The following is an 18,118-nucleotide window of genomic DNA, read 5'->3' on the forward strand; positions in this document are numbered from 1 at the left end:
GCACACTTTGATGCTCTTTCTGAGTCGATTTGAAACCCGAGTTTACCCATCCATGGCCAAACAGGCTTAGTCGGGGCGAGCTAATTGAATCGCCAAACCTGTGGCTTGTGATAATTGCTCGACCATCGCTTGCGCTTTGATCAGATGATTCGCGCTCGCTGGCCAGTTGGCGAATGCAAAGCGCTCGACCTGTTCGGCATCGTCTTTGATGCCGCAAACGATCAGCCAGATCGTGTCTTTGCGAAACAGATTCGGGTCTTGTTCGAGGCGGATTTCGCTGAATGCGCTCACCGGTGCACTGATTTTCCGGATCGGGATCAGGCCGAACAGCATCGTGCGACGCTCGAACACCCCGCCATTTTCGGGCAAAAATCGCTGCTCGCTCGGCAGCGCCCAGAACAGCGCCATTCCCGCCAGAATCGAATAGTAAAACAGACCATAAAAATGGTTTTCAAACTGGTCCGACAGCACCAGCGGCTTGCCCCACCACGCCAGCGCGAGTAAGGCGATGCCCGACAGCCACCAGATCGGGCTGCTGGTCGTGCGATGGATAATCATATTATTCCTAGGGGTATTGACGCAAAAGCCAGTACTGATTTTGCCTTGATACAGATACTGACTCAGGGTATTTATTCTGCCGGAGCGGACTCACCGAATGCCGCACATGCCAACGCATGCAATCTGATCAGCATTCGCGGGCGAGCCCGCTCCGACGAACTTAATCCTGCAAGCGCCAAGCGATGGTTTCACCGGCGCGCAATGGCACAACGGTACTGTCACCGAATTGATATTCGGCAGGCACAGTCCATTCCTCTTTGACCAAGGTGACTTTTTCCGTACTCACCGGCAGGCCGTAGAAAGTCGGGCCATTGATGCTGGCGAACGCTTCGAGCTGATCGAGCGCGCCAGCGGCGTCAAATGCTTCGGCGTACAGCGGCAAGGCGGCGTGCGCGGTATACATGCCGGCGCAACCGCAACTGGTTTCCTTGGTGTGCTTGGCGTGCGGCGCGCTGTCGGTGCCGAGGAAGAATTTGTTCGAGCCCGAAGTCACCGCCTTGATCAAAGCTTGGCGGTGGATTTCGCGTTTTAGCACCGGCAGACAATACAGATGCGGGCGAATCCCACCAACGAGCATCGCGTTGCGGTTCATCAGCAAGTGATGCGCAGTCACGCTCGCAGCGACATTGGCTGGCGCGGCGGCGACAAATTCAGCAGCGTCCTTGGTCGTGATGTGCTCGAAAACGACTTTCAGCTTCGGGAAACGCGCGAGCAGCGGCGCCATGATGCGCTCGATAAACACCGCTTCGCGGTCAAAAATGTCGATCTCAGCATCGACCACTTCGCCGTGCACCAAGAACGGCAGGCCGACTTCTTCCATTTTGGCGATCGTCGGCAGCACCTTGTTGATGTCGGTGCAACCCGCGTCCGAATTGGTCGTCGCGCCCGCCGGATACAGCTTCACGCCGTGAACGAAGCCGCTGTTTTTTGCGGCAACAATGTCATCCGGCGTCGTATTGTCGGTCAGATACAGCGTCATCAAAGGCTGAAACGACATCCCGGCTGGCAGCGCGGCCAGAATCCGGTCGCGGTATTCACCGGCGAGCGTCACATTGGTCACCGGCGGTTTCAGGTTCGGCATCACAATCGCGCGGCCAAATTCGCGGGCGGTGTGCGGCAATACGCTGGCCAGACCTGCGCCATCGCGCAAGTGCAGATGCCAGTCGTCAGGGCGTAAAATCGTTAATGTTTGGGACATTCAGGCTTCCTCATCAGGGGTATTGCCGTAAAAGCCATATAAAATAATGGCTTTCGACACATACATCATTAATTTGCGCGTTTCTGGATCAGAAACAGAAATTTGCCTTCATCAACCCAGTGTTCGACCAGCGTATTGCCGGTTTGTTTGCAAAAGGCAGCGAAATCGGTCGGCGTCGCCGGGTCGGTACATGTCACTTGCAGGATTTGCCCGCCCTCCAGCGCGGCCAGCGCTTTTTTTGTACGCAGAATCGGCAAGGGGCAGTTGAGGCCGGATAAATCGGCAGCCAGATGGGCTTCGGGACGGTTGGACATTGCAGAACTCGGCTCAGATCAATCCAGCCATTGTACCAAGCCTGTCAAGGCTGGCTAGCGTACCGGGTTGGTGCAGAAACTCAACTCAGGGTATATCGCCACAGCCTTTATAGAGATTTCCATAGAGCGACATACATGACCATGTATCCAAATCAAAATAGCCAGCCGCCTTGAAACTTTCCGCCCTCCCCTCAATCTGAGGGCTGTAATTATTCAGATCAAGAGAAACCATGTTCAAAAAATTGTTTGCTTCCATCGGCGTCGGCGGCGCGACGGTCAATACTCTCCTCGACAATCCCAGCGTTTATCCGGGTGGCACGCTCAGCGGCCATGTCGAAATCAGCGGCGGCAGCGTCGAGCAGCAAATCGAACACGTCGATCTGGTGCTGATGGCCGAAGCCGAGCGCGAAGGCGAGCATGGCGAAGTGCGTATTGCGCTGCCAATCGGTCAGTTCCGCGCGGCCAGCAATTTGCGGGTCAATGCGGGCGAAACCGTGCGTCTGCCGTTTTCCTTGACGCTCCCGCTGGAGCTGCCGGTCAACAATGGCATCGCACTGGCAACGCCGGGGTATACGTATCAACCCCGGGTCAAGGCTGCGGTCTGGATCCATACCGACCTGGCAATCGCTTCGGCAGTCGACGCTGACGACCGCGATTTTCTCGACGTTCACCCCTTGCCACAAATGCAGCGCCTGATCGCCGCCATGGGCGCGCTCGGTTACGCGCACACCAGCACTGACGTCGAAGTCGGGACGCTGCGCGTCAACGAGGTTTACAGCTCGCTCGGCTGCTATCAGGAATTTGAATTCCGCCCGGCGCAAGGCGGCTTTAGCCGGGTGCAGGAAGTCGAAATCAGCTGCATCGCCCGCGCCGAAGGTGTGCATGTGCTGATCGAAGTCGACCGCCGTTTCAGCGGCGACAGCTACCGCGCGCTGTTTATGGGTGCCAACTGGCAGCAAGTCGATTGGGAATCGCAGCTGCGTCACATCATCGGCTAGCCGGTATTGCTCTATAGCGCTTTACCAGCAGGCACTACAGAGCAATACCCGTCAAACGCTGCACAAAGAAATCGCGTACTTTGCGATTTGCCAGCAGCACTTCCTTGCGATCAAAACCGGGCGGATCGTTGATCAGTCGCGCAGCCAGCCCGGTGTAGTCGCGACGGATCGGCGAGAGCATTGCGCCGTGTCCGCCGGTTTTGAATTCGTGCAGCAGCACGCACGAGCGACAGATTTTCAGCAGCGGATCGCTATGAAATTGCGGGTGCAGCCAGACATCACGCCGCGCAGTAATCAGCGCCAGCGGCACTTTCGGCTGTGCGAGCGTCGCCAGATCAAAAGTCACGACATAGGGAACGACGGCGACAATCGCGGCAATCCGCTGATCGAAGTGCGAATACTCACGCGGCTCATTAAAGCGCCAATGCAAAATCGCCTGCGTTGTCCTGATTTTGGCTGCATCAAGCCAGTCACCATTCAGACTGAAAACCAGTCCTGCACAAGCATTAAAATCCTCGCGGATATGCGTATCACAATGCTTGACGAGCCGCGCTGGCGACCAGCGTCCGCCAGCCAGCGTCAACGCGGTATGCCCACCCGCCGAGCCACCGAGCATGCCGACCTTGTCGAGCTTGAGCCCGGCAAAACGGCGATCTTTGGCCAGCGCATCGATACTGGCCGACATATCGCCGGGTCGGGTTTTCCAGCTGGTCGGGCCGGTATTGCGCTTGCTTTGGTGGTTGTCAAAAGGATGCGTCGGAATCGCGACGACAAAGCCCGCCTCAACCAGCAGTGCTGACAGATCGGCATGCACCCACGGCGAGCTGCCCGAACCGGGGGAAATCACGATCAGGCGGCCGTTGCCGACGCGGGGAATCGCATTGGGCAAGGCTGAAAAGCCGAGCTTCTCGCGTAGCACCGGCTGGTTTTCGCCCTGCGCCGGATAAAAAATGCTCAGCGCCGGTGCGTCCTGTCGCGCGGGAATTTCCAGCAGGCCGACTGCGGCTTGAGCCGATGAGAGCAAAAACAGCGCGAGCAGATTGCAAATAATGATAGGCATGGCGGCAACAACGATGGGAGGAATCGCGAGCTTAGTGGGCTTTGGCGCATGAGGCAATCGGACGCTGTTGTCCAAACATTGTGCAGTTGCAGCAAAATCGTGCCAGCGTGTCGATCTGCGACCATAATGTAATCCATCAATGACCGCTTCACGGAGCTTGCCATGCCGATTGCCCAACCGAAAATTACCCCTTTTTTCCCGCCCCGCCGCACGCTGATGGGGCCGGGGCCGTCCGATGTTTATCCTTCGGTGCTCGCCGCTGGCGCCAAGCCAACGCTGGGTCATCTTGATCCGCTGTTTGTCGGCATGATGGATGAAGTTAAAACGCTGCTGCAATACGCTTTCCAGACGAAAAACGAGATGACGCTGGCGGTATCGGCGCCGGGATCGGCCGGTATGGAAGCGTGCTTCGTCAATCTGCTCGAGCCGGGCGAAAAAGTCATTGTTTGCCGCAACGGGGTGTTTGGCGAACGGATGCGCAGCAATGTCGAACGCATTGGCGGCATCCCGGTGCTGGTCGATGATGAATGGGGCAAGCCGGTCGATGTGCAAAAAGTCGCCGACGCGATCAAGGCCAATCCGGACGCGAAGTTTCTGGCTTTTGTTCACGCCGAAACCTCGACCGGCGCGCGATCGGATGCCAAAACACTGTGTACGCTGGCCAAGCAGGCGGGATTGCTGACGATTGTCGACGCGGTCACTTCTCTGGGCGGGATCGAATTGCGCGTCGACGAATGGGGAATCGACGCCGTGTATTCGGGCAGCCAGAAATGCCTGTCTTGTGTTCCGGGATTATCGCCGCTGTCGTTTTCGCCCGCCGCAGTCGACAAATTGAAAGCGCGCAAAACGCCGGTACAAAGCTGGTTTCTCGACCAAACACTGGTAATGGCCTATTGGGGAACAGGAAATGCAGCCGGGGGCAAACGCAGCTACCATCACACCGCGCCGGTCAATGCGCTATACGCGTTGCACGAGTCATTGCGCCTGCTCGCCAATGAAGGTCTGGACAACGCCTGGCAACGACACGCAGCGATGCACGAATTATTACGCGATGGCCTGGAAAAAATGGGCATTGCGTTTGTCGTCGACGCCGCACACCGACTGCCACAACTGAACGCCATCCATATTCCGGACGGTGTCGACGATGCCGCCATTCGCGCCCGGCTGCTCAATGATTACAGCCTTGAAATCGGTGCTGGTCTGGGCGCACTGGCGGGCAAAGCCTGGCGGATCGGACTGATGGGTTATGGTGCACGGCGTGAAAATATAGCCTTGCTGCTCAAGGCGCTCAGCGATGTGCTTTAGCCCAAAGGTATTGCCATGCAAGCCATATTATAAAATGCTTGAGAGGCAATACCCGTGCAGGGTTTATTGATTAAGCAGGAGATCATCATGACCGAAGAGCAAATCAATCTGGTGCAAGACGCATGGGATAAAATCGCACCGCACAGTCAGGCTTTTTTTGCCGATATGTATCAGGCGCTATTTCGGCTTGACCCCACGCTAGAGCCGCTGTTTCAGTTGCCACTGGAAGTGCGGGCGCAAAAGCTGGCTTTTACGCTCAATGCCATCATCACCAGCCTGAGCAATTTCGACGAAATCCGCTTTGTATTACTGCGGCTGGGCGCCCAGCACGTCAAATTTGGCACCCGCGTCGAGCACTTTCCGATACTGAAATTGGCGCTGATCGAAACCTTGCAAAAGTACCTGGCCGGCGATTTTACTGCCCGGCAAGCACAGGCCTGGTCCGACGCGTATGAGCTGATCGCCGCAGTGCTGATCGAAGGAATGGAAAAAGAACGGCAACGCCAAACCGTTTAAGCCAATCTATCCGAGCTGGCAAAGTGGGGTTTGCCGCGATCAATTTTCGCCGTCGTCTTCCTCATCCTTGCGCACCAGCAGCACCGGAATATGGGTGTGGTGCAGCAGGCTTTCAGCGACGCTGCCAAAAATCAGGTGCATAAAGCCCGAATAGCCATGCGTTCCCATCACAATCAGATCGGCCTGACATTCATCAGCAGCATGCAATAGTGTGCGGGCAGGATCGCCGCCCCACTGCTGAATCAGCCGCGTTTCACACGCCAGATCACACGCCTTGGCTCTGGCGGCAAATTCTTCCAGAAACTGGCGGCTTTGCTCGGCATGCGCCTCGCGCGCCACGCCGTAACCCGGGTAATCCAGCCCCGGCAAGGCTCCGGCCGCCATCACGGCAGGCGCCACATCGAGAACATGAACCAGAAACAACTTGGCATTACACAGCGCTGCCAGCTCAAGCGCATGGGCAAACGCCGCTGCAGCGGTATCGCCCTGATCGAGTGGAACAAGAATATGGCGGTACATGATGAACCCCCTGCCGAAGGCTCGGCGTCTGATTGGAAAGTCGATACTTCAGTCTAGACCTTCCCGCGTTGCGCGATGCCTGTATTCAATTAATCAGCAAGGCAAACGGCGCAATAGCATTAAGCTATCAAATGGTTTTTTATAATCAATTTCAGTTATTTATCGAGAATAATTACCATCTTTATTATTCATTCGTCGATCAAGGAGTAAAGCATGCTCAAGACGATCACTTTTGCCATCGTTCATTTCACGGTGGCCTTCAGCGTTGCCTACCTGCTCACCGGCAGCTTTGGCGTTGCCAGTGCATTGGCGCTGATTGAACCCATGGTTAGGCTCTGCTGACGTTTGGTTTGCGAGTCGCGTTTGTGCTGATTTTGGCCTGAAACAAGGCACAAGACGCGCCGCATAGTCATGCTATACCAGCGTCTTGTAACGCTGGGTCAGGCCAAAAGCAGCCAAACCCTCCGGGCTGGGCACTTTTTGCGACGACTCTGCGTTATTGCCTGCTCACATAGAATGACTATGCATCGCAACCAATGCCTTGATTCGTCACAAAAATCGCGCCAGCGCGACCGTAAACCAAACGTCAACAGAGCCTAATACCGTGGCGTATTTTTTTCATGAAAAAGCCTGGGAAGCTTTTCGTGCAGAACATGCATGACTTGCTCAATTCTGTTTGCTGACTATGCTGAAAACTGACTATGGTCAGCAAGGAGCCTTCAAATGATTGCAATTCGACTAATAGGGTATATCCCCAGAATCATCTTCCAGCAAGTGTTATACGCATATACCCTTGCCTATCAATAATGGAGTCGTGGCTGGATGGACAAATCAGTTTTGAGCTTCGCAACTTAGACGCTCGCTGGCTCGTTCACACAGTGCACGCGTTTGCGCCTCCATTGTTTCATCTTCAGCCAGATGCGCCAGGATTTTGGCTGCCTGCTGCGCAGCATGACGGCAGCCGGTTTCGCTATGAATCAAAACCAGACTGAGCGCGCCAGCCCAAAGTGGTGATTGCATCGCACAGCCTCCTGCAAGTTGATAAGACCCTCAATCTAGTCACTTTTACAGACAATTGCAATTGATAATCGTTACTATCTAATCGAAATCCATTGCCGCTCAATCCCGATGCACAGCGGGTAAAACTCCCCATCTGGCGGCAGGACGCGTACCATAGCGTCCAAAATCAATTCACACGCGGAAAACCGGCATGAGCAATAAATTATCCAAAGACGAAATGGACGCCCTCAAGGAAGTCGCCCGTGGACTGAAAAGTACGCGACTAAGCCATAAAATTTTCAAGAACGTCAAAGCGCTCACCAGCCAGAAACTGGCCGCTTACGAGCGAAAAACCGGCATTTTGCAAATTACCGAGCTGGGCAAACAAACCATTTTCATGACGCTGTGCATCGACAGCCTGCGCATGCTTAAAAATGATCCACTCGTCAAAATCAACGGCGAAGCACTGGCCTTTCTACTGCGCAAAGGGCACATTGAAACGCGCGAAGGGATGGAAGGGCATTTCATCACCAGCAAAGGTGAAGAATCACTGGCCGATATTGACGCACAGCGCTAAACGGCACGCTTCGATGAAGAAAGCCCCGATCATGGTCGGGGCTTTCTGTTTTTTGATTCATCAAAGTGGCATGCGCAACACGCGAATATATTGTGAGCAGACCCATCCATCAGACGAAAAAAAGCCCCAACCGAAGTTGAGGCTTTTTCTTGAATCTAGTGTGGGTCGGGAGGGATTCGAACCCTCGACCAACGGATTAAAAGACCGTTTAGTTGAGTTTACTGCCAAGGCTTAAAATTCACTAGAAGCCTTAATCTGCAAGGGTTTGTCTACCGAGACGAACTGCAAAGGCAAAATTGTTTATCAGCGAAAACCGCACCAGATCTGCGCCAGTTACAATTTCAAGCCCCAGAAATAGACCGGAGCTTAACAATAACGCTACATTTCAGGTCTTCTTCGCATTGAGACACATCACGCCTATATTTAGCACGATGACTAACGGTCTTCTCGGGTATGCCAGAGCCGCAGCACAAAAATCGTAGAAGCCTGCACCTCGTAACGCATTTCATAATGCCCCACGAGAATTCTGCGTACCTCACGCTGTTCGAACTCAAATAACTGTTCGCCAATTCGAGGATTGAGCAGCAAGTTGGCAGCTGTCTTCGTCAGGGTTTGTACCGTTCTTGCAGCAGCCCCTTTATTTACCGGCGCGAGAAATTCATAGAGTCGAGTTAAATCTGAAAGTGCCTTATTTGTCCATTTCAACTGCATCAGCGTGGTACCGGTAGCGGATTGTCTGTATCAAGGCTATCCGCCCAAGCTTGAATACTTTGGTGATCAATCACTAGGCCAGCATCAACCTCCGCCAACGCCTCGCGGGTTAATCGATTACGCTCTTCTTCCTGTTCAACCCATGCGGAAAGCGCTTGTTTCATAATCCAGCCACGGGATCGTTCTAGACGAGACGCCAACTGATCAACCTTATCTGCAAGTGGTAGCGGTACATGCGCTGTCAGTACTCTCGTTTCAGCTTGCGCCATATTTCAACTCCGCACAAAAACAATCATAGTTAATCATATTCAATCACCCAGACCAAAGCAAGCGTAGCACCCAGCTAATATCGATTTGCAGTAGTTGACCTCGGGATCCCTGAGTCATCGAACAGTAGCCACTGGTCAGATCATGCGTGATCTTAAATCGCGAATGGCGGAACTGCTGATTATATTGGGTTCATGTAAAACTTAAGACAGGAATGCGCAATGGATCCACTGGACTTCTTAGATATCTTCAATGAAAAAACATCAAAAAATAAAAAAAATTTAGAACTTCCCGATTTATTCACGCCATCTATTATCACATCCTCTCCACTATTAAGTGCTAGCACAATAATAGGCAACGGCATGATTGATGGGGTCATCGATAGTCTGCTTGGAGGAAACATAGATAAACCCAAAAAAGGCTGTGTTGTATATTGTGACCTCGCAGGCCTAGAAATGCATTCTGGGATCTATGTGGGAAAGAAACGAATTGCCCATTTGAACGGGGATGGACGCATCGAAACTGTTTCAGCAAAAGAATTTTTAGCGCGGCTAGGTGGATTTAATCCCGCACTCACAATCTATACATCATGTCGAAATGGTCAGCCCAAAGGCTCTTACGATGCTTATGAACGCGCAATGAGTATGGTAGGGAAGAAAAGAAATTACAATTTACTTTTCGATAATTGCCATCAATTTACGGCAGGGTGTTTGACTGGAGACTTCAAGAACGCATGTAATCTTTTTGCATTATTGAAATTGGAAGTTAGCTCATCTCTAGGAGCCACGGAATGGCTAGCTTGGGATTACTGAATGTTTCAACTCTAACATGCTATCTGGAATAATTCATGCAGCAAGTTGGCAATCGTTAGCCGAAATTTCAATCACCTTCGGTAGTGACCTAGTGAGTATGGCTCTGATTATATCCCAGTTGTCTTTTTGTCCTTGATCTTCAAGTCTTTTGGTTATTTCATTTTGAAAAGGATGTTTTTGCTTACTGTATAAGGTTTTTTTCTCTTTCTCGCTCAAATTGTAATATTTTAGGTTGTTGAATTTCTTTCGCAATTCGTTCATAACCACACTGATGCTTTTATTTGTATCACCTGGAATGTGCAACGTCATTAACTCCTTATCTCCTCGCTCAACTGCCACTAAATGGGGTATCTGCACCTTCAGTTTTGAAGAGCTGCTCCCCCATATATTTTGCAGCTTATGCCTAATAGCGGTGATATGGTCTTCACTCTGCGTTCTTTTCATATTAATGGGTAAATGCTGGGGGTTGATTATCTTAATTGAGGTAATGTTGATCGGTTTCATATGAAAACAAAGATCTGCAATCAAACACGCGATATCATCATCAGTAGATTTTTGCACTCTATGGGCCACAAACCGACGGGAAATGGAGCTGAAGCAGATTAACCAAATTAGCTTAGGTGAAACTGACAAGTCACTCTTGCCTAAGTGAAACGCTGATATGCGAACCTCAATTCCAGAGTCGCTCTGGTCAAGATCCGGAGTGGTATCCTCTCCTGCATCACGCCAAATCCGCCGTTGTCCATGGACACTCAGTTTGTCCAGATCTGGACAGATGCGGAGCATATCCGCTCTGCCCCATTGATAGCTGAGGTTGGTCAATTTAATCATCTCAATGATTAATTTCCTGTGGAATCTGCTCAACTTTGGGCCTGAATGCTTTTTTCCTGAGCTTAATGTCCTATTTCTAGCATCGTCATAACCTTTGCCGATTAGCGATTTTTCATGGCAGCTTTTAAGTGTCGGAATACTGACCCCCAACCTAGTTGCCAATTCTTCTTGAGTTTCTGTCCTCTTTGATCGCTCTACCTTGAACCATTCGCCATATTCCTTGGCGATTAATGCCCTTCGTTCCAGCGTTAAGTGTTGTCCTCTTCTTTGCATCGCCAATCCAAAAAGTGAAATTTAATGTGATGCCGAAAACGGTTTCTCTAGGGACATCCGCCTGTGAAATGACTGTCTGGAGCATGTTCTAGCAGTCGAATTCACCAAGTCTTAACATTTGAAGCATCGAGGAGATTCTGTCAATAAAGTTCCTGTTTTCAACAGGTTGATGGTCTCAAGATGCCTACCAAGCTTTCAAGGTGGCTAGCCACTCGTTAGAGAAGTAGCCACCGCCTTCATTCGCGGTCAATTGCAGGTAAATTTCAGAGCGGTCGGGTAAGTAACCGATTTGGTAACTCAGTCGGCCAGTGGCTCTGCTGCTCAACTTGGGAGCAGAAGACGTTTTAACGATGCACAATTCGGGTGGAATATAAGGTGCAGGGCTACGTTTCATGTTTAAGCCCTCCCTTTGCGTGAATTGGATTCATTCACGATGTCGTAGATGCGAACCCCCATTTGGACGTGCGGCTCTGGAATGTGGCGGGCAACATCGACTGCGTGATCAATCCATTCTTTATTTCGACGATTCATAATGATCTCCTGACTTGAAAAACCCAGCCCAGTGCTGGGGTCAGAGAAATAATATTTACGTGAACGGAGTGCAGTTTCGGTTCTGGCGTGAATTGTCATCAATGCGTGAGGTGATTGATGTGAAAAAGCCATGCATGAGGGATTAGGGAGGCAATGCGGCTGAAGTGGCGACTGATGCACCAGAAATGCACCAGAAAACAAAAAGCCCCGTCCGAGGACAGGGCATTTTGCTTGAATCTAGTGTGGGTCGGGAGGGATTCGAACCCTCGACCAACGGATTAAAAGTCCGCTGCTCTACCGACTGAGCTACCGACCCAGAGGGATGTATGAAACGATTTGGTGGGTCGGGTGGGATTCGAACCCACGACCAACGGATTAAAAGTCCGCTGCTCTACCGACTGAGCTACCGACCCGTGTCGTCACACACAGAAGCGCGGATTATAAGGATTTTTGCCTGGGTGTCAACACTTTGGCGCAAAGATTTTCAATCCCCGCCGGCAATAAGTAGCAGCGCAATCCAGTGCTGCCACGGTAAACTATTGCCAGTATTCAGGAAAAAGGAAAAACCATGCGCTTTTTACATACCATGCTGCGGGTCGGTAATCTGGAAAAATCGATTGCTTTCTACACCGAGGTCCTCGGCATGAAATTATTGCGTCGCCGCGATTACCCCGAAGGCCGTTTTACCCTGGCCTTTGTCGGCTACGGCGATGAAGCTCATCACACAGTGCTCGAGCTGACACATAACTGGGATACGGCCAACTATGATTTGGGGAACGGCTTTGGTCACCTGGCACTGGAAACCGATGATATCGTCGCTACTTGCGAGTCGGTGCGCGCCAAAGGTGGCAAAGTAGTGCGTGAACCAGGCCCGATGAAACATGGCACGACACTGATTGCTTTTGTTGAAGACCCCGATGGTTATAAAATCGAGTTCATTCAAGCCTAAGGGTATGCCTACAGACAGCAAACCCCATATATCCTCCGGAAATATACCCCAATAGCCACCTCAGGATTCTCCCTTATTATGTTCAAACTCAGTTTGGTTTTATTAAGTCTGCTGCCCAGCATTGCCATGGCAGCAGGCTTGGATGGCAGCAGCATGTCGCTGGCATGGATTATTCCATTTGCAGGACTACTGCTTTCAATCGCATTGTTTCCGATTTTCGCACCGCACTTCTGGCATCTGCATTTTGGCAAAATTTCGGCTTTCTGGGCCGCGTTATTTCTGTTGCCATTTGCCCTGCATGCCGACGCTGGCACTGCCTTCGGCGTTGTCATGCATGCCACGCTGGAAGAATACATTCCCTTTATCCTGATTCTGTTTGCGCTTTACACCGTGTCCGGCGGGATTCTGGTGTGGGGTAATCTGCACGGCTCGCCCAAGCTCAACACCGGAATCCTTGCGCTCGGTACCGTACTTGCATCACTGATGGGTACGACGGGCGCGGCCATGCTACTGATCCGGCCAATTCTGAAAGCCAACGATAATCGGGTGCACAATGTGCATGTGGTGGTGTTTTTTATTTTCCTCGTCGCTAACGTCGGCGGTGGTTTAACGCCGTTGGGCGACCCGCCGTTGTTTCTTGGCTTTTTGAAAGGCGTGGATTTCATGTGGACGGTCGAGCATATGGCAGGCCCGGTCTTATTGATGAGCGCGCTGCTGCTGGCGATGTTTTACGCGATAGATAGCTACTACTTCAATAAGGAAGGTGTACTGCCCAAAGACAAAACGCCAGACAGCGAGTTGAAAATCTATGGTAAACGCAATTTCTTCCTGCTCGGGGCAATTATCGCGCTGGTGGTGATGTCCGGCACCTGGAAGCCGGGCGTGAATTTTGAAGTGCTGGGCTCGCACTTGCAATTGCAAAACCTGGTTCGCGATTTTGGCCTGCTGCTGATCGGCCTGCTCTCACTCAAGATCACCCCGGCACAAGTCCGTGCGGGCAATGATTTTAACTGGGGGCCGATTCTGGAAGTGGCCAAGCTGTTTGCCGGCATCTTTATCGCGATGGCACCAGCGATTGCCATTTTGAAAGCGGGCCCGGATGGCGCGATGGCCAGCCTGGTCAAGCTCGTCAGCTACGCCGATGGTACGCCGCATGATGCGATGTATTTCTGGATGACGGGGATATTGTCGGCCTTTCTGGATAATGCCCCTACCTATCTGGTGTTCTTCAACCTCGCGCACGGCGATGCCGCGCATATGATGGGGCCGATGGCGAGCACTTTGCTGGCGATTTCCTGCGGCTCGGTCTTTATGGGGGCAATGAGTTATATCGGCAATGCGCCGAACTTTATGGTCAAAGCCGTTGCCGAAGATCGTGGCGTCAAAATGCCGGGGTTTTTCGGCTATATGCTCTGGTCGCTCGGCGGCCTGCTGCCGGTGTGCGTCATGATGACGCTGGTGTTTTTTCATTACTAAAGCCATTCCGAGCCCAACCAGCCCATCCTCTGAGATGGGCTTTTTTACGCCTGTCTACAGCGAGCGTTCTGAATGGCGTCATTTTGGGATTGAAAAACCGGCAGAGCGTTATATGCTGCCAAAAGCACAATGCGCGGATTTGCGCTCCAAATCCGGACACAATGGCGTTCTTTTTGCGTTGTATCAACTTATTGCGCTTTACCGCATTGAAAGCGGGTCGAGGATTTGATTTGCATCAGGAGTCAAAAAATCCTGCTCCGTATACTGGCGTCATCGGGTGAGGGAAATCAGCCTCTCAACCAAAAATCACTAAACACAACCCATATAAGAGGTGTTACCGTGGCTCAACCGTTAAATCCAAGCGTATTAGATAGAATGCACCGCTACTTCCAGGCGGCGAACTATTTGTCTGTTGGTCAGATTTACCTGCTCGACAATCCAATGCTGAAACTGCCGCTCAAACGCGAGCACATCAAGCCACGTTTGTTGGGCCACTGGGGTACGACACCGGGTTTGAACTTCATTTTTGCCCACGCCAACCGCATCATCACCGAGCGTGAAGTAAACATGATCTACATCACCGGCCCTGGCCATGGCGGCCCTGGTTTCGTTGCGAATACCTGGCTGGAAGGCTCTTATGAAGAATTCTTCCCGAACATCGACCGCACCGAAGCGGGTATGCAGCGTCTGTTCAAACAATTCTCTTTCCCACGCGGCATCCCATCGCACGTAGCACCTGAAACGCCAGGTTCTATGCACGAAGGCGGCGAACTGGGTTACTCAGTATCACACGCCTACGGCGCGGCTTTGGACAATCCAGACCAAGTTGTTATCGCTGTAGTCGGTGACGGTGAAGCTGAAACTGGCCCATTGGCTGCTTCTTGGCACTCAACTAAATACATCCACCCGATCAATGACGGTTTTGTATTGCCAATCTTGCACCTGAACGGTTACAAAATTGCCAACCCAACTCTGTTGGCACGGATGAACAAAGATGAAGTAACTGCCTTGTTCACTGGTTACGGCTACGAGCCAATCTTCGTTGAATTGACCAACGAAACATTCAACGACAAGCCAGAAACCTTCGAAAAAATCCACCAGGACATGGCTGCGGCAATGGACTTGTGTATGGACAAATTCGCTGCCATCCGCGCCGCTGCGATTGCAGAGAAAGACGCTGGCAAACCAATCACTCGCCCACGTTGGCCAATGATTGTAATGCGCACGCCAAAAGGCTGGACTGGCCCGAAAGAAATCAAAGGCAAAAAAGTAGAAGACTACTGGCGTAGCCACCAAGTGCCATTCTCTGATATCGATGGCGAGAATGTGATCAACTTGGAAAACTGGATGCGTTCATACAATGTAGACACATTGTTCAATGCTGATGGTTCTGTCAAAGAAGACATCGTGTCATTGGCACCAAAAGGCATCAAACGTATCGGCTCTAACCCAGTCGTACACGGCCAAGTGTCTAAAGACCTGAAAATGCCAGACTTCCGTAACTACGAAGTGAAGTTTGCCAAACCAGGTACTGAAAACGCCGAAATGACTCGCGTGATGGGCAACTTCCTTGCCGACATCATGAAAGAGAACGAAGCTGAGAAAAACTTCCGTATCTTTGGCCCAGATGAAACTGCATCGAATCGTTGGAATGCAACGATTGAATACTCTGGTAAAACTTGGTTGGCTAACCACTTCGAAGTGGACGGCGTGAACAAGAATGACAACCTGCAACAAGATGGCCGTGTCATGGAAATTTTGTCTGAGCACACTTGCCAAGGTTGGCTCGAAGCGTACAACTTGACTGGTCGTCACGGTTTCTTTAGCTGCTACGAAGCGTTCATCCACGTGATCGATTCAATGTTTAACCAGCACGCTAAATGGCTGAAAACAACGCGTCACATCAACTGGCGTAAACCGATTCCGTCATTGAACTACTTGTTGACTTCACACGTATGGCGTCAAGACCACAACGGCTTCTCTCACCAAGATCCAGGCTTTATCGATCACGTGGTGAACAAAAAAGCTGAAGTGATCCGCGTTTACTTGCCAGCTGATGCGAACACCTTGTTGTCGGTAACTGACCACGTATTGCGCTCACGTCACTATGTGAACGTGGTGGTAGCCGGTAAACAGCCAGCGCTGCAATACCTGACTATGGACCAAGCGATCAAACACGCGACTAAAGGTCTGGGTATCTGGGATTGGGCATCAAACGATCAAGACGGCGAGCCAGATGTCGTGATGGCGTGTGCGGGTGAAATCCCAACCATGGAAGCTTTGGCTGCAACTGATATGCTGCGTCAACACTTCCCAGATCTGAAAATCCGCTTCGTTAACGTTTGCGATTTGATGACGCTGCAACCTGAAGAAGAGCACCCACACGGCTTGTCAGACCGCGAATTCGACGCGATCTTCACGACTGATAAACCAGTGATGTTTGCCTTCCATGGCTACCCATGGTTGATCCACCGCCTGACTTACCGTCGTAACGGCCACGCTAACATCCATGCTCGTGGTTACATCGAAGAAGGTTCTACTTCGACGCCGTTCGACATGGTGGTGGTGAATCAGCTTGACCGCTTCAACTTGGCTATCGACGTGATCGACCGTGTACCTAAACTGCAAAAAATCGGTGCACACGTTCGTCAGAAACTGACTGACAAACTGGTTGAACACGCTCAGTACATCGCGAAATACGGCGATGACATGCCAGAAGTGAAAGACTGGAAATGGCCTTACTGATCATACGGCGGGTTACGCTACGCTAACCCGCCCTACGGATAGGATCATCCAGAATAGAGAAACCCGCGTTGAATCATCAGCGCGGGTTTTTTTTGGCCTGCATTCCCCGTAAACTATGCCTTTACAAGGTCGTACCCCGGCAGTAGATGAACAAAAGTTTTGTTCCAAGGCCACCCCGCCAGGCAAGGCGGGACTGCATGGGCGCTTTTGCTGTTGCACTCACAAAGAGATGATTCGTGAATAAAGTTCCCAGCCCGTCATTGCAAGCCCTGATCCAGATCGCCCGCGAAGTGGCCGCGAGCGAGATTATGCCGCGCTATCAAAAAGTAGTGGCCGAACTCAAACACGACGGCAGCCTATTCACCGAAGCCGATCTGGCCGCGCAAACCGCCTTGCAGCGCCTGCTGCCCCAGCTGGTTGATTGCCCGGTGCTCGGCGAAGAAATGAGCCAGAGCGAGCAGGAGGCGCTGTGGCATGCGCATCCGGCCGGGCTGTGGATTGTCGATCCGATTGATGGCACCAGCAATTTCGCGCATGGCCTGCCCTACTTTGCCGTCTCAATTGCCTTGTATCGCGAGCATCGACCGGTGCTGGGCGTGGTGTATATCCCGGTGCTGGATGAATGCTTTGCCGCCGAAGCCGGGCAGGGCGCGTGGCTCAATAGCGAGCGTCTGCCGCTGCTGGGCGATGATAAAGTGCTCAAGCATGCGATGGCGTCGATTGAAACCAAATGGCTGTCGGGCCATCTGGCCACGCGCGTCGTCACTGTCAATCCCTATCACAGTCACCGCAATTTTGGCGCCTCGACCATCGACTGGTGCTGGCTCGCCGCCGGGCGTACTGATGTGATGCTGCACGGCGCGCAAAAGCTGTGGGACTACGCGGCGGGCGTGCTGATTCTGCTTGAATCGGGCGGCCAGGTCGGCGCGCTATTTCACGATGATTACTGGGATGAAAACCCGTGGCACCGCAGCGCAGTCGCGGCTCGAACCCCCGGCTTGTTCACCAGCTGGATGGAATGGGTGCAAAAAAACAAATAACCACCCTAGGCTCTGTTGACGTTTGGTTTACGGTCGCGCTGGCGCGATTTTTGTGACGAATCAAGGCATTGGCTGCGAGGCATAGTCATTCTATGTGAGCAGGCAATAACGCAGAGTCGTCACAAAAAGCGCCCAGCCCGGAGGGTTTGGCTGTTTTTGGCCTGACACTGCGTTGCAAAACCTTCACATAGAATGACTATGCATCAGGCTTTGCGCCTTGTTTCAGGCCAAAACCAGCACAAACGCGACTCGCAAACCAAACATCAACAGAGCCTAGGGTATACTCACAAAGCCCAATCTTAAAAAGCGATGCAAAGATATACCCATAGAAAAATCAAAATACAATTCCCCTGCATCCAACTCAGCCATTCATCAGCACGACCTTCAATCGCACATTGATCTAGCGCCGAAACCAAGTAGATTTCCAATCAGAACAGCA

At 51.9% G+C, this 18,118-nt stretch carries 21 protein-coding genes and 2 tRNA genes; 10 read left to right on the forward strand and 13 right to left on the reverse strand.

The features are described 5' to 3' along the window. Window positions 1-66 precede the first annotated feature (66 nt). From ACG2XO_RS03895 to ACG2XO_RS03905, 3 genes are all read right to left on the reverse strand, one after another. Window positions 67-558 carry a hypothetical protein gene (locus ACG2XO_RS03895; RefSeq protein ID WP_410499507.1) on the reverse strand — a complete coding sequence of 164 codons (492 nt, stop codon included), beginning with the start codon at window positions 556-558 and terminating at the stop codon, window positions 67-69. Window positions 559-718: 160 nt separating this feature from the next. Then, the gene (pyrC, locus tag ACG2XO_RS03900; RefSeq protein WP_410499508.1) at window positions 719-1,756 is read right to left on the reverse strand and encodes a dihydroorotase; all 1,038 of its coding nucleotides are present in this window, start codon (window positions 1,754-1,756) and stop codon (window positions 719-721) included. Window positions 1,757-1,824: 68 nt separating this feature from the next. After that, the gene (locus tag ACG2XO_RS03905) at window positions 1,825-2,070 is read right to left on the reverse strand and encodes a sulfurtransferase TusA family protein (protein ID WP_410499509.1); all 246 of its coding nucleotides are present in this window, start codon (window positions 2,068-2,070) and stop codon (window positions 1,825-1,827) included. 230 nt (window positions 2,071-2,300) lie between these two features. On the opposite strand from ACG2XO_RS03905, the gene ACG2XO_RS03910 reads away from it, so the two are divergent. Beyond that, a complete protein-coding gene (locus ACG2XO_RS03910; protein ID WP_410499510.1) occupies window positions 2,301-3,068 on the forward strand; it encodes a sporulation protein in 768 nt (255 codons plus the stop codon). A gap of 34 nt (window positions 3,069-3,102) precedes the next feature. On the opposite strand, the gene ACG2XO_RS03915 is transcribed toward ACG2XO_RS03910, so the two are convergent. Next, window positions 3,103-4,128, reverse strand: coding sequence for an alpha/beta hydrolase family protein (locus ACG2XO_RS03915; protein ID WP_410499511.1), 1,026 nt, complete (start codon window positions 4,126-4,128; stop codon window positions 3,103-3,105). Between the two features lie 162 nt (window positions 4,129-4,290). Between ACG2XO_RS03915 and ACG2XO_RS03920 the strand changes: the two genes are divergently transcribed. Continuing rightward, the gene (locus tag ACG2XO_RS03920; RefSeq protein WP_410499512.1) at window positions 4,291-5,433 is read left to right on the forward strand and encodes a pyridoxal-phosphate-dependent aminotransferase family protein; all 1,143 of its coding nucleotides are present in this window, start codon (window positions 4,291-4,293) and stop codon (window positions 5,431-5,433) included. Between the two features lie 87 nt (window positions 5,434-5,520). Further along, window positions 5,521-5,949 carry a globin domain-containing protein gene (locus tag ACG2XO_RS03925; protein ID WP_410499513.1) on the forward strand — a complete coding sequence of 143 codons (429 nt, stop codon included), beginning with the start codon at window positions 5,521-5,523 and terminating at the stop codon, window positions 5,947-5,949. A gap of 39 nt (window positions 5,950-5,988) precedes the next feature. Here the strand turns inward: ACG2XO_RS03925 and ACG2XO_RS03930 are convergent, their stop codons facing one another. Further along, complete coding sequence (locus ACG2XO_RS03930) at window positions 5,989-6,468, reverse strand: universal stress protein (RefSeq protein ID WP_410499514.1); 480 nt, start codon at window positions 6,466-6,468, stop codon at window positions 5,989-5,991. 213 nt (window positions 6,469-6,681) lie between these two features. Here ACG2XO_RS03930 and ACG2XO_RS03935 point away from each other — a divergent pair, with 213 nt between their 5' ends. Beyond that, window positions 6,682-6,810, forward strand: a complete 129-nt coding sequence (locus ACG2XO_RS03935; RefSeq protein ID WP_410499515.1) for a DUF2061 domain-containing protein — start codon at window positions 6,682-6,684, stop codon at window positions 6,808-6,810. A 489-nt stretch (window positions 6,811-7,299) separates the two neighbouring features. On the opposite strand, the gene ACG2XO_RS03940 is transcribed toward ACG2XO_RS03935, so the two are convergent. After that, window positions 7,300-7,488, reverse strand: coding sequence for a hypothetical protein (locus tag ACG2XO_RS03940; protein ID WP_410499516.1), 189 nt, complete (start codon window positions 7,486-7,488; stop codon window positions 7,300-7,302). Window positions 7,489-7,678: 190 nt separating this feature from the next. On the opposite strand from ACG2XO_RS03940, the gene ACG2XO_RS03945 reads away from it, so the two are divergent. Continuing rightward, complete coding sequence (locus tag ACG2XO_RS03945) at window positions 7,679-8,044, forward strand: hypothetical protein (protein WP_410499517.1); 366 nt, start codon at window positions 7,679-7,681, stop codon at window positions 8,042-8,044. A gap of 435 nt (window positions 8,045-8,479) precedes the next feature. On the opposite strand, the gene ACG2XO_RS03950 is transcribed toward ACG2XO_RS03945, so the two are convergent. Together ACG2XO_RS03950 and ACG2XO_RS03955 are read right to left on the reverse strand one after the other, a co-directional pair. Then, window positions 8,480-8,755, reverse strand: a complete 276-nt coding sequence (locus ACG2XO_RS03950) for a type II toxin-antitoxin system RelE/ParE family toxin (RefSeq protein WP_410499518.1) — start codon at window positions 8,753-8,755, stop codon at window positions 8,480-8,482. Continuing rightward, window positions 8,755-9,024, reverse strand: coding sequence for a CopG family ribbon-helix-helix protein (locus ACG2XO_RS03955; protein WP_410499519.1), 270 nt, complete (start codon window positions 9,022-9,024; stop codon window positions 8,755-8,757). The genes ACG2XO_RS03950 and ACG2XO_RS03955 overlap by 1 nt, the downstream gene beginning before the upstream one ends. A 219-nt stretch (window positions 9,025-9,243) precedes the next feature. On the opposite strand from ACG2XO_RS03955, the gene ACG2XO_RS03960 reads away from it, so the two are divergent. Then, on the forward strand, window positions 9,244-9,834 hold the full coding sequence (locus tag ACG2XO_RS03960; RefSeq protein ID WP_410499520.1) for a lecithin retinol acyltransferase family protein: 591 nt from the start codon (window positions 9,244-9,246) through the stop codon (window positions 9,832-9,834). Window positions 9,835-9,867: 33 nt separating this feature from the next. Here ACG2XO_RS03960 and ACG2XO_RS03965 read toward each other — a convergent pair whose 3' ends face one another. The 5 genes from ACG2XO_RS03965 to ACG2XO_RS03985 all read right to left on the reverse strand — a co-directional run bounded on the left by ACG2XO_RS03965 (window position 9,868) and on the right by ACG2XO_RS03985 (window position 11,882). Beyond that, window positions 9,868-10,938 carry a hypothetical protein gene (locus tag ACG2XO_RS03965; RefSeq protein WP_410499521.1) on the reverse strand — a complete coding sequence of 357 codons (1,071 nt, stop codon included), beginning with the start codon at window positions 10,936-10,938 and terminating at the stop codon, window positions 9,868-9,870. A 184-nt stretch (window positions 10,939-11,122) separates the two neighbouring features. After that, window positions 11,123-11,332: a hypothetical protein gene (locus tag ACG2XO_RS03970; protein ID WP_410499522.1), complete on the reverse strand. Its 210-nt coding sequence runs from the start codon at window positions 11,330-11,332 to the stop codon at window positions 11,123-11,125. Between the two features lie 2 nt (window positions 11,333-11,334). Beyond that, window positions 11,335-11,469: a hypothetical protein gene (locus tag ACG2XO_RS03975; RefSeq protein ID WP_410499523.1), complete on the reverse strand. Its 135-nt coding sequence runs from the start codon at window positions 11,467-11,469 to the stop codon at window positions 11,335-11,337. Between the two features lie 243 nt (window positions 11,470-11,712). Beyond that, window positions 11,713-11,785 (reverse strand) — tRNA-Lys (locus ACG2XO_RS03980). A 21-nt stretch (window positions 11,786-11,806) separates the two neighbouring features. Continuing rightward, window positions 11,807-11,882: transfer RNA gene (locus ACG2XO_RS03985), tRNA-Lys, on the reverse strand. 155 nt (window positions 11,883-12,037) lie between these two features. On the opposite strand from ACG2XO_RS03985, the gene gloA reads away from it, so the two are divergent. The 4 genes from gloA (at window position 12,038) to ACG2XO_RS04005 (ending at window position 17,679) form a co-directional block, all read left to right on the forward strand. Beyond that, window positions 12,038-12,418 carry a lactoylglutathione lyase gene (gene gloA, locus ACG2XO_RS03990; protein ID WP_410499524.1) on the forward strand — a complete coding sequence of 127 codons (381 nt, stop codon included), beginning with the start codon at window positions 12,038-12,040 and terminating at the stop codon, window positions 12,416-12,418. A 78-nt stretch (window positions 12,419-12,496) separates the two neighbouring features. Continuing rightward, a complete protein-coding gene (locus ACG2XO_RS03995; RefSeq protein WP_410499525.1) occupies window positions 12,497-13,894 on the forward strand; it encodes a sodium:proton antiporter in 1,398 nt (465 codons plus the stop codon). 339 nt (window positions 13,895-14,233) lie between these two features. Then, window positions 14,234-16,639, forward strand: a complete 2,406-nt coding sequence (locus ACG2XO_RS04000) for a phosphoketolase (RefSeq protein WP_410499526.1) — start codon at window positions 14,234-14,236, stop codon at window positions 16,637-16,639. 269 nt (window positions 16,640-16,908) lie between these two features. Then, window positions 16,909-17,679, forward strand: coding sequence for an inositol monophosphatase family protein (locus ACG2XO_RS04005; RefSeq protein ID WP_410500228.1), 771 nt, complete (start codon window positions 16,909-16,911; stop codon window positions 17,677-17,679). Window positions 17,680-18,118: the final 439 nt, after the last annotated feature.

It is taken from the genome of Chitinibacter sp. S2-10 (assembly GCF_046530675.1).
In the GTDB taxonomy this organism is placed as follows: domain Bacteria; phylum Pseudomonadota; class Gammaproteobacteria; order Burkholderiales; family Chitinibacteraceae; genus Chitinibacter.

Bases quoted from the DNA above. Each gene is read 5' to 3' on its own strand.
- ACG2XO_RS03895 (WP_410499507.1), bottom strand. From the start codon at position 558: ATGATTATCCATCGCACGACCAGCAGCCCGATCTGGTGGCTGTCGGGC.
- pyrC (WP_410499508.1), bottom strand. From the start codon at position 1,756: ATGTCCCAAACATTAACGATTTTACGCCCTGACGACTGGCATCTGCAC.
- ACG2XO_RS03905 (WP_410499509.1), bottom strand. From the start codon at position 2,070: ATGTCCAACCGTCCCGAAGCCCATCTGGCTGCCGATTTATCCGGCCTC.
- ACG2XO_RS03910 (WP_410499510.1), top strand. From the start codon at position 2,301: ATGTTCAAAAAATTGTTTGCTTCCATCGGCGTCGGCGGCGCGACGGTC.
- ACG2XO_RS03915 (WP_410499511.1), bottom strand. From the start codon at position 4,128: ATGCCTATCATTATTTGCAATCTGCTCGCGCTGTTTTTGCTCTCATCG.
- ACG2XO_RS03920 (WP_410499512.1), top strand. From the start codon at position 4,291: ATGCCGATTGCCCAACCGAAAATTACCCCTTTTTTCCCGCCCCGCCGC.
- ACG2XO_RS03925 (WP_410499513.1), top strand. From the start codon at position 5,521: ATGACCGAAGAGCAAATCAATCTGGTGCAAGACGCATGGGATAAAATC.
- ACG2XO_RS03930 (WP_410499514.1), bottom strand. From the start codon at position 6,468: ATGTACCGCCATATTCTTGTTCCACTCGATCAGGGCGATACCGCTGCA.
- ACG2XO_RS03935 (WP_410499515.1), top strand. From the start codon at position 6,682: ATGCTCAAGACGATCACTTTTGCCATCGTTCATTTCACGGTGGCCTTC.
- ACG2XO_RS03940 (WP_410499516.1), bottom strand. From the start codon at position 7,488: ATGCAATCACCACTTTGGGCTGGCGCGCTCAGTCTGGTTTTGATTCAT.
- ACG2XO_RS03945 (WP_410499517.1), top strand. From the start codon at position 7,679: ATGAGCAATAAATTATCCAAAGACGAAATGGACGCCCTCAAGGAAGTC.
- ACG2XO_RS03950 (WP_410499518.1), bottom strand. From the start codon at position 8,755: ATGCAGTTGAAATGGACAAATAAGGCACTTTCAGATTTAACTCGACTC.
- ACG2XO_RS03955 (WP_410499519.1), bottom strand. From the start codon at position 9,024: ATGGCGCAAGCTGAAACGAGAGTACTGACAGCGCATGTACCGCTACCA.
- ACG2XO_RS03960 (WP_410499520.1), top strand. From the start codon at position 9,244: ATGGATCCACTGGACTTCTTAGATATCTTCAATGAAAAAACATCAAAA.
- ACG2XO_RS03965 (WP_410499521.1), bottom strand. From the start codon at position 10,938: ATGCAAAGAAGAGGACAACACTTAACGCTGGAACGAAGGGCATTAATC.
- ACG2XO_RS03970 (WP_410499522.1), bottom strand. From the start codon at position 11,332: ATGAAACGTAGCCCTGCACCTTATATTCCACCCGAATTGTGCATCGTT.
- ACG2XO_RS03975 (WP_410499523.1), bottom strand. From the start codon at position 11,469: ATGAATCGTCGAAATAAAGAATGGATTGATCACGCAGTCGATGTTGCC.
- gloA (WP_410499524.1), top strand. From the start codon at position 12,038: ATGCGCTTTTTACATACCATGCTGCGGGTCGGTAATCTGGAAAAATCG.
- ACG2XO_RS03995 (WP_410499525.1), top strand. From the start codon at position 12,497: ATGTTCAAACTCAGTTTGGTTTTATTAAGTCTGCTGCCCAGCATTGCC.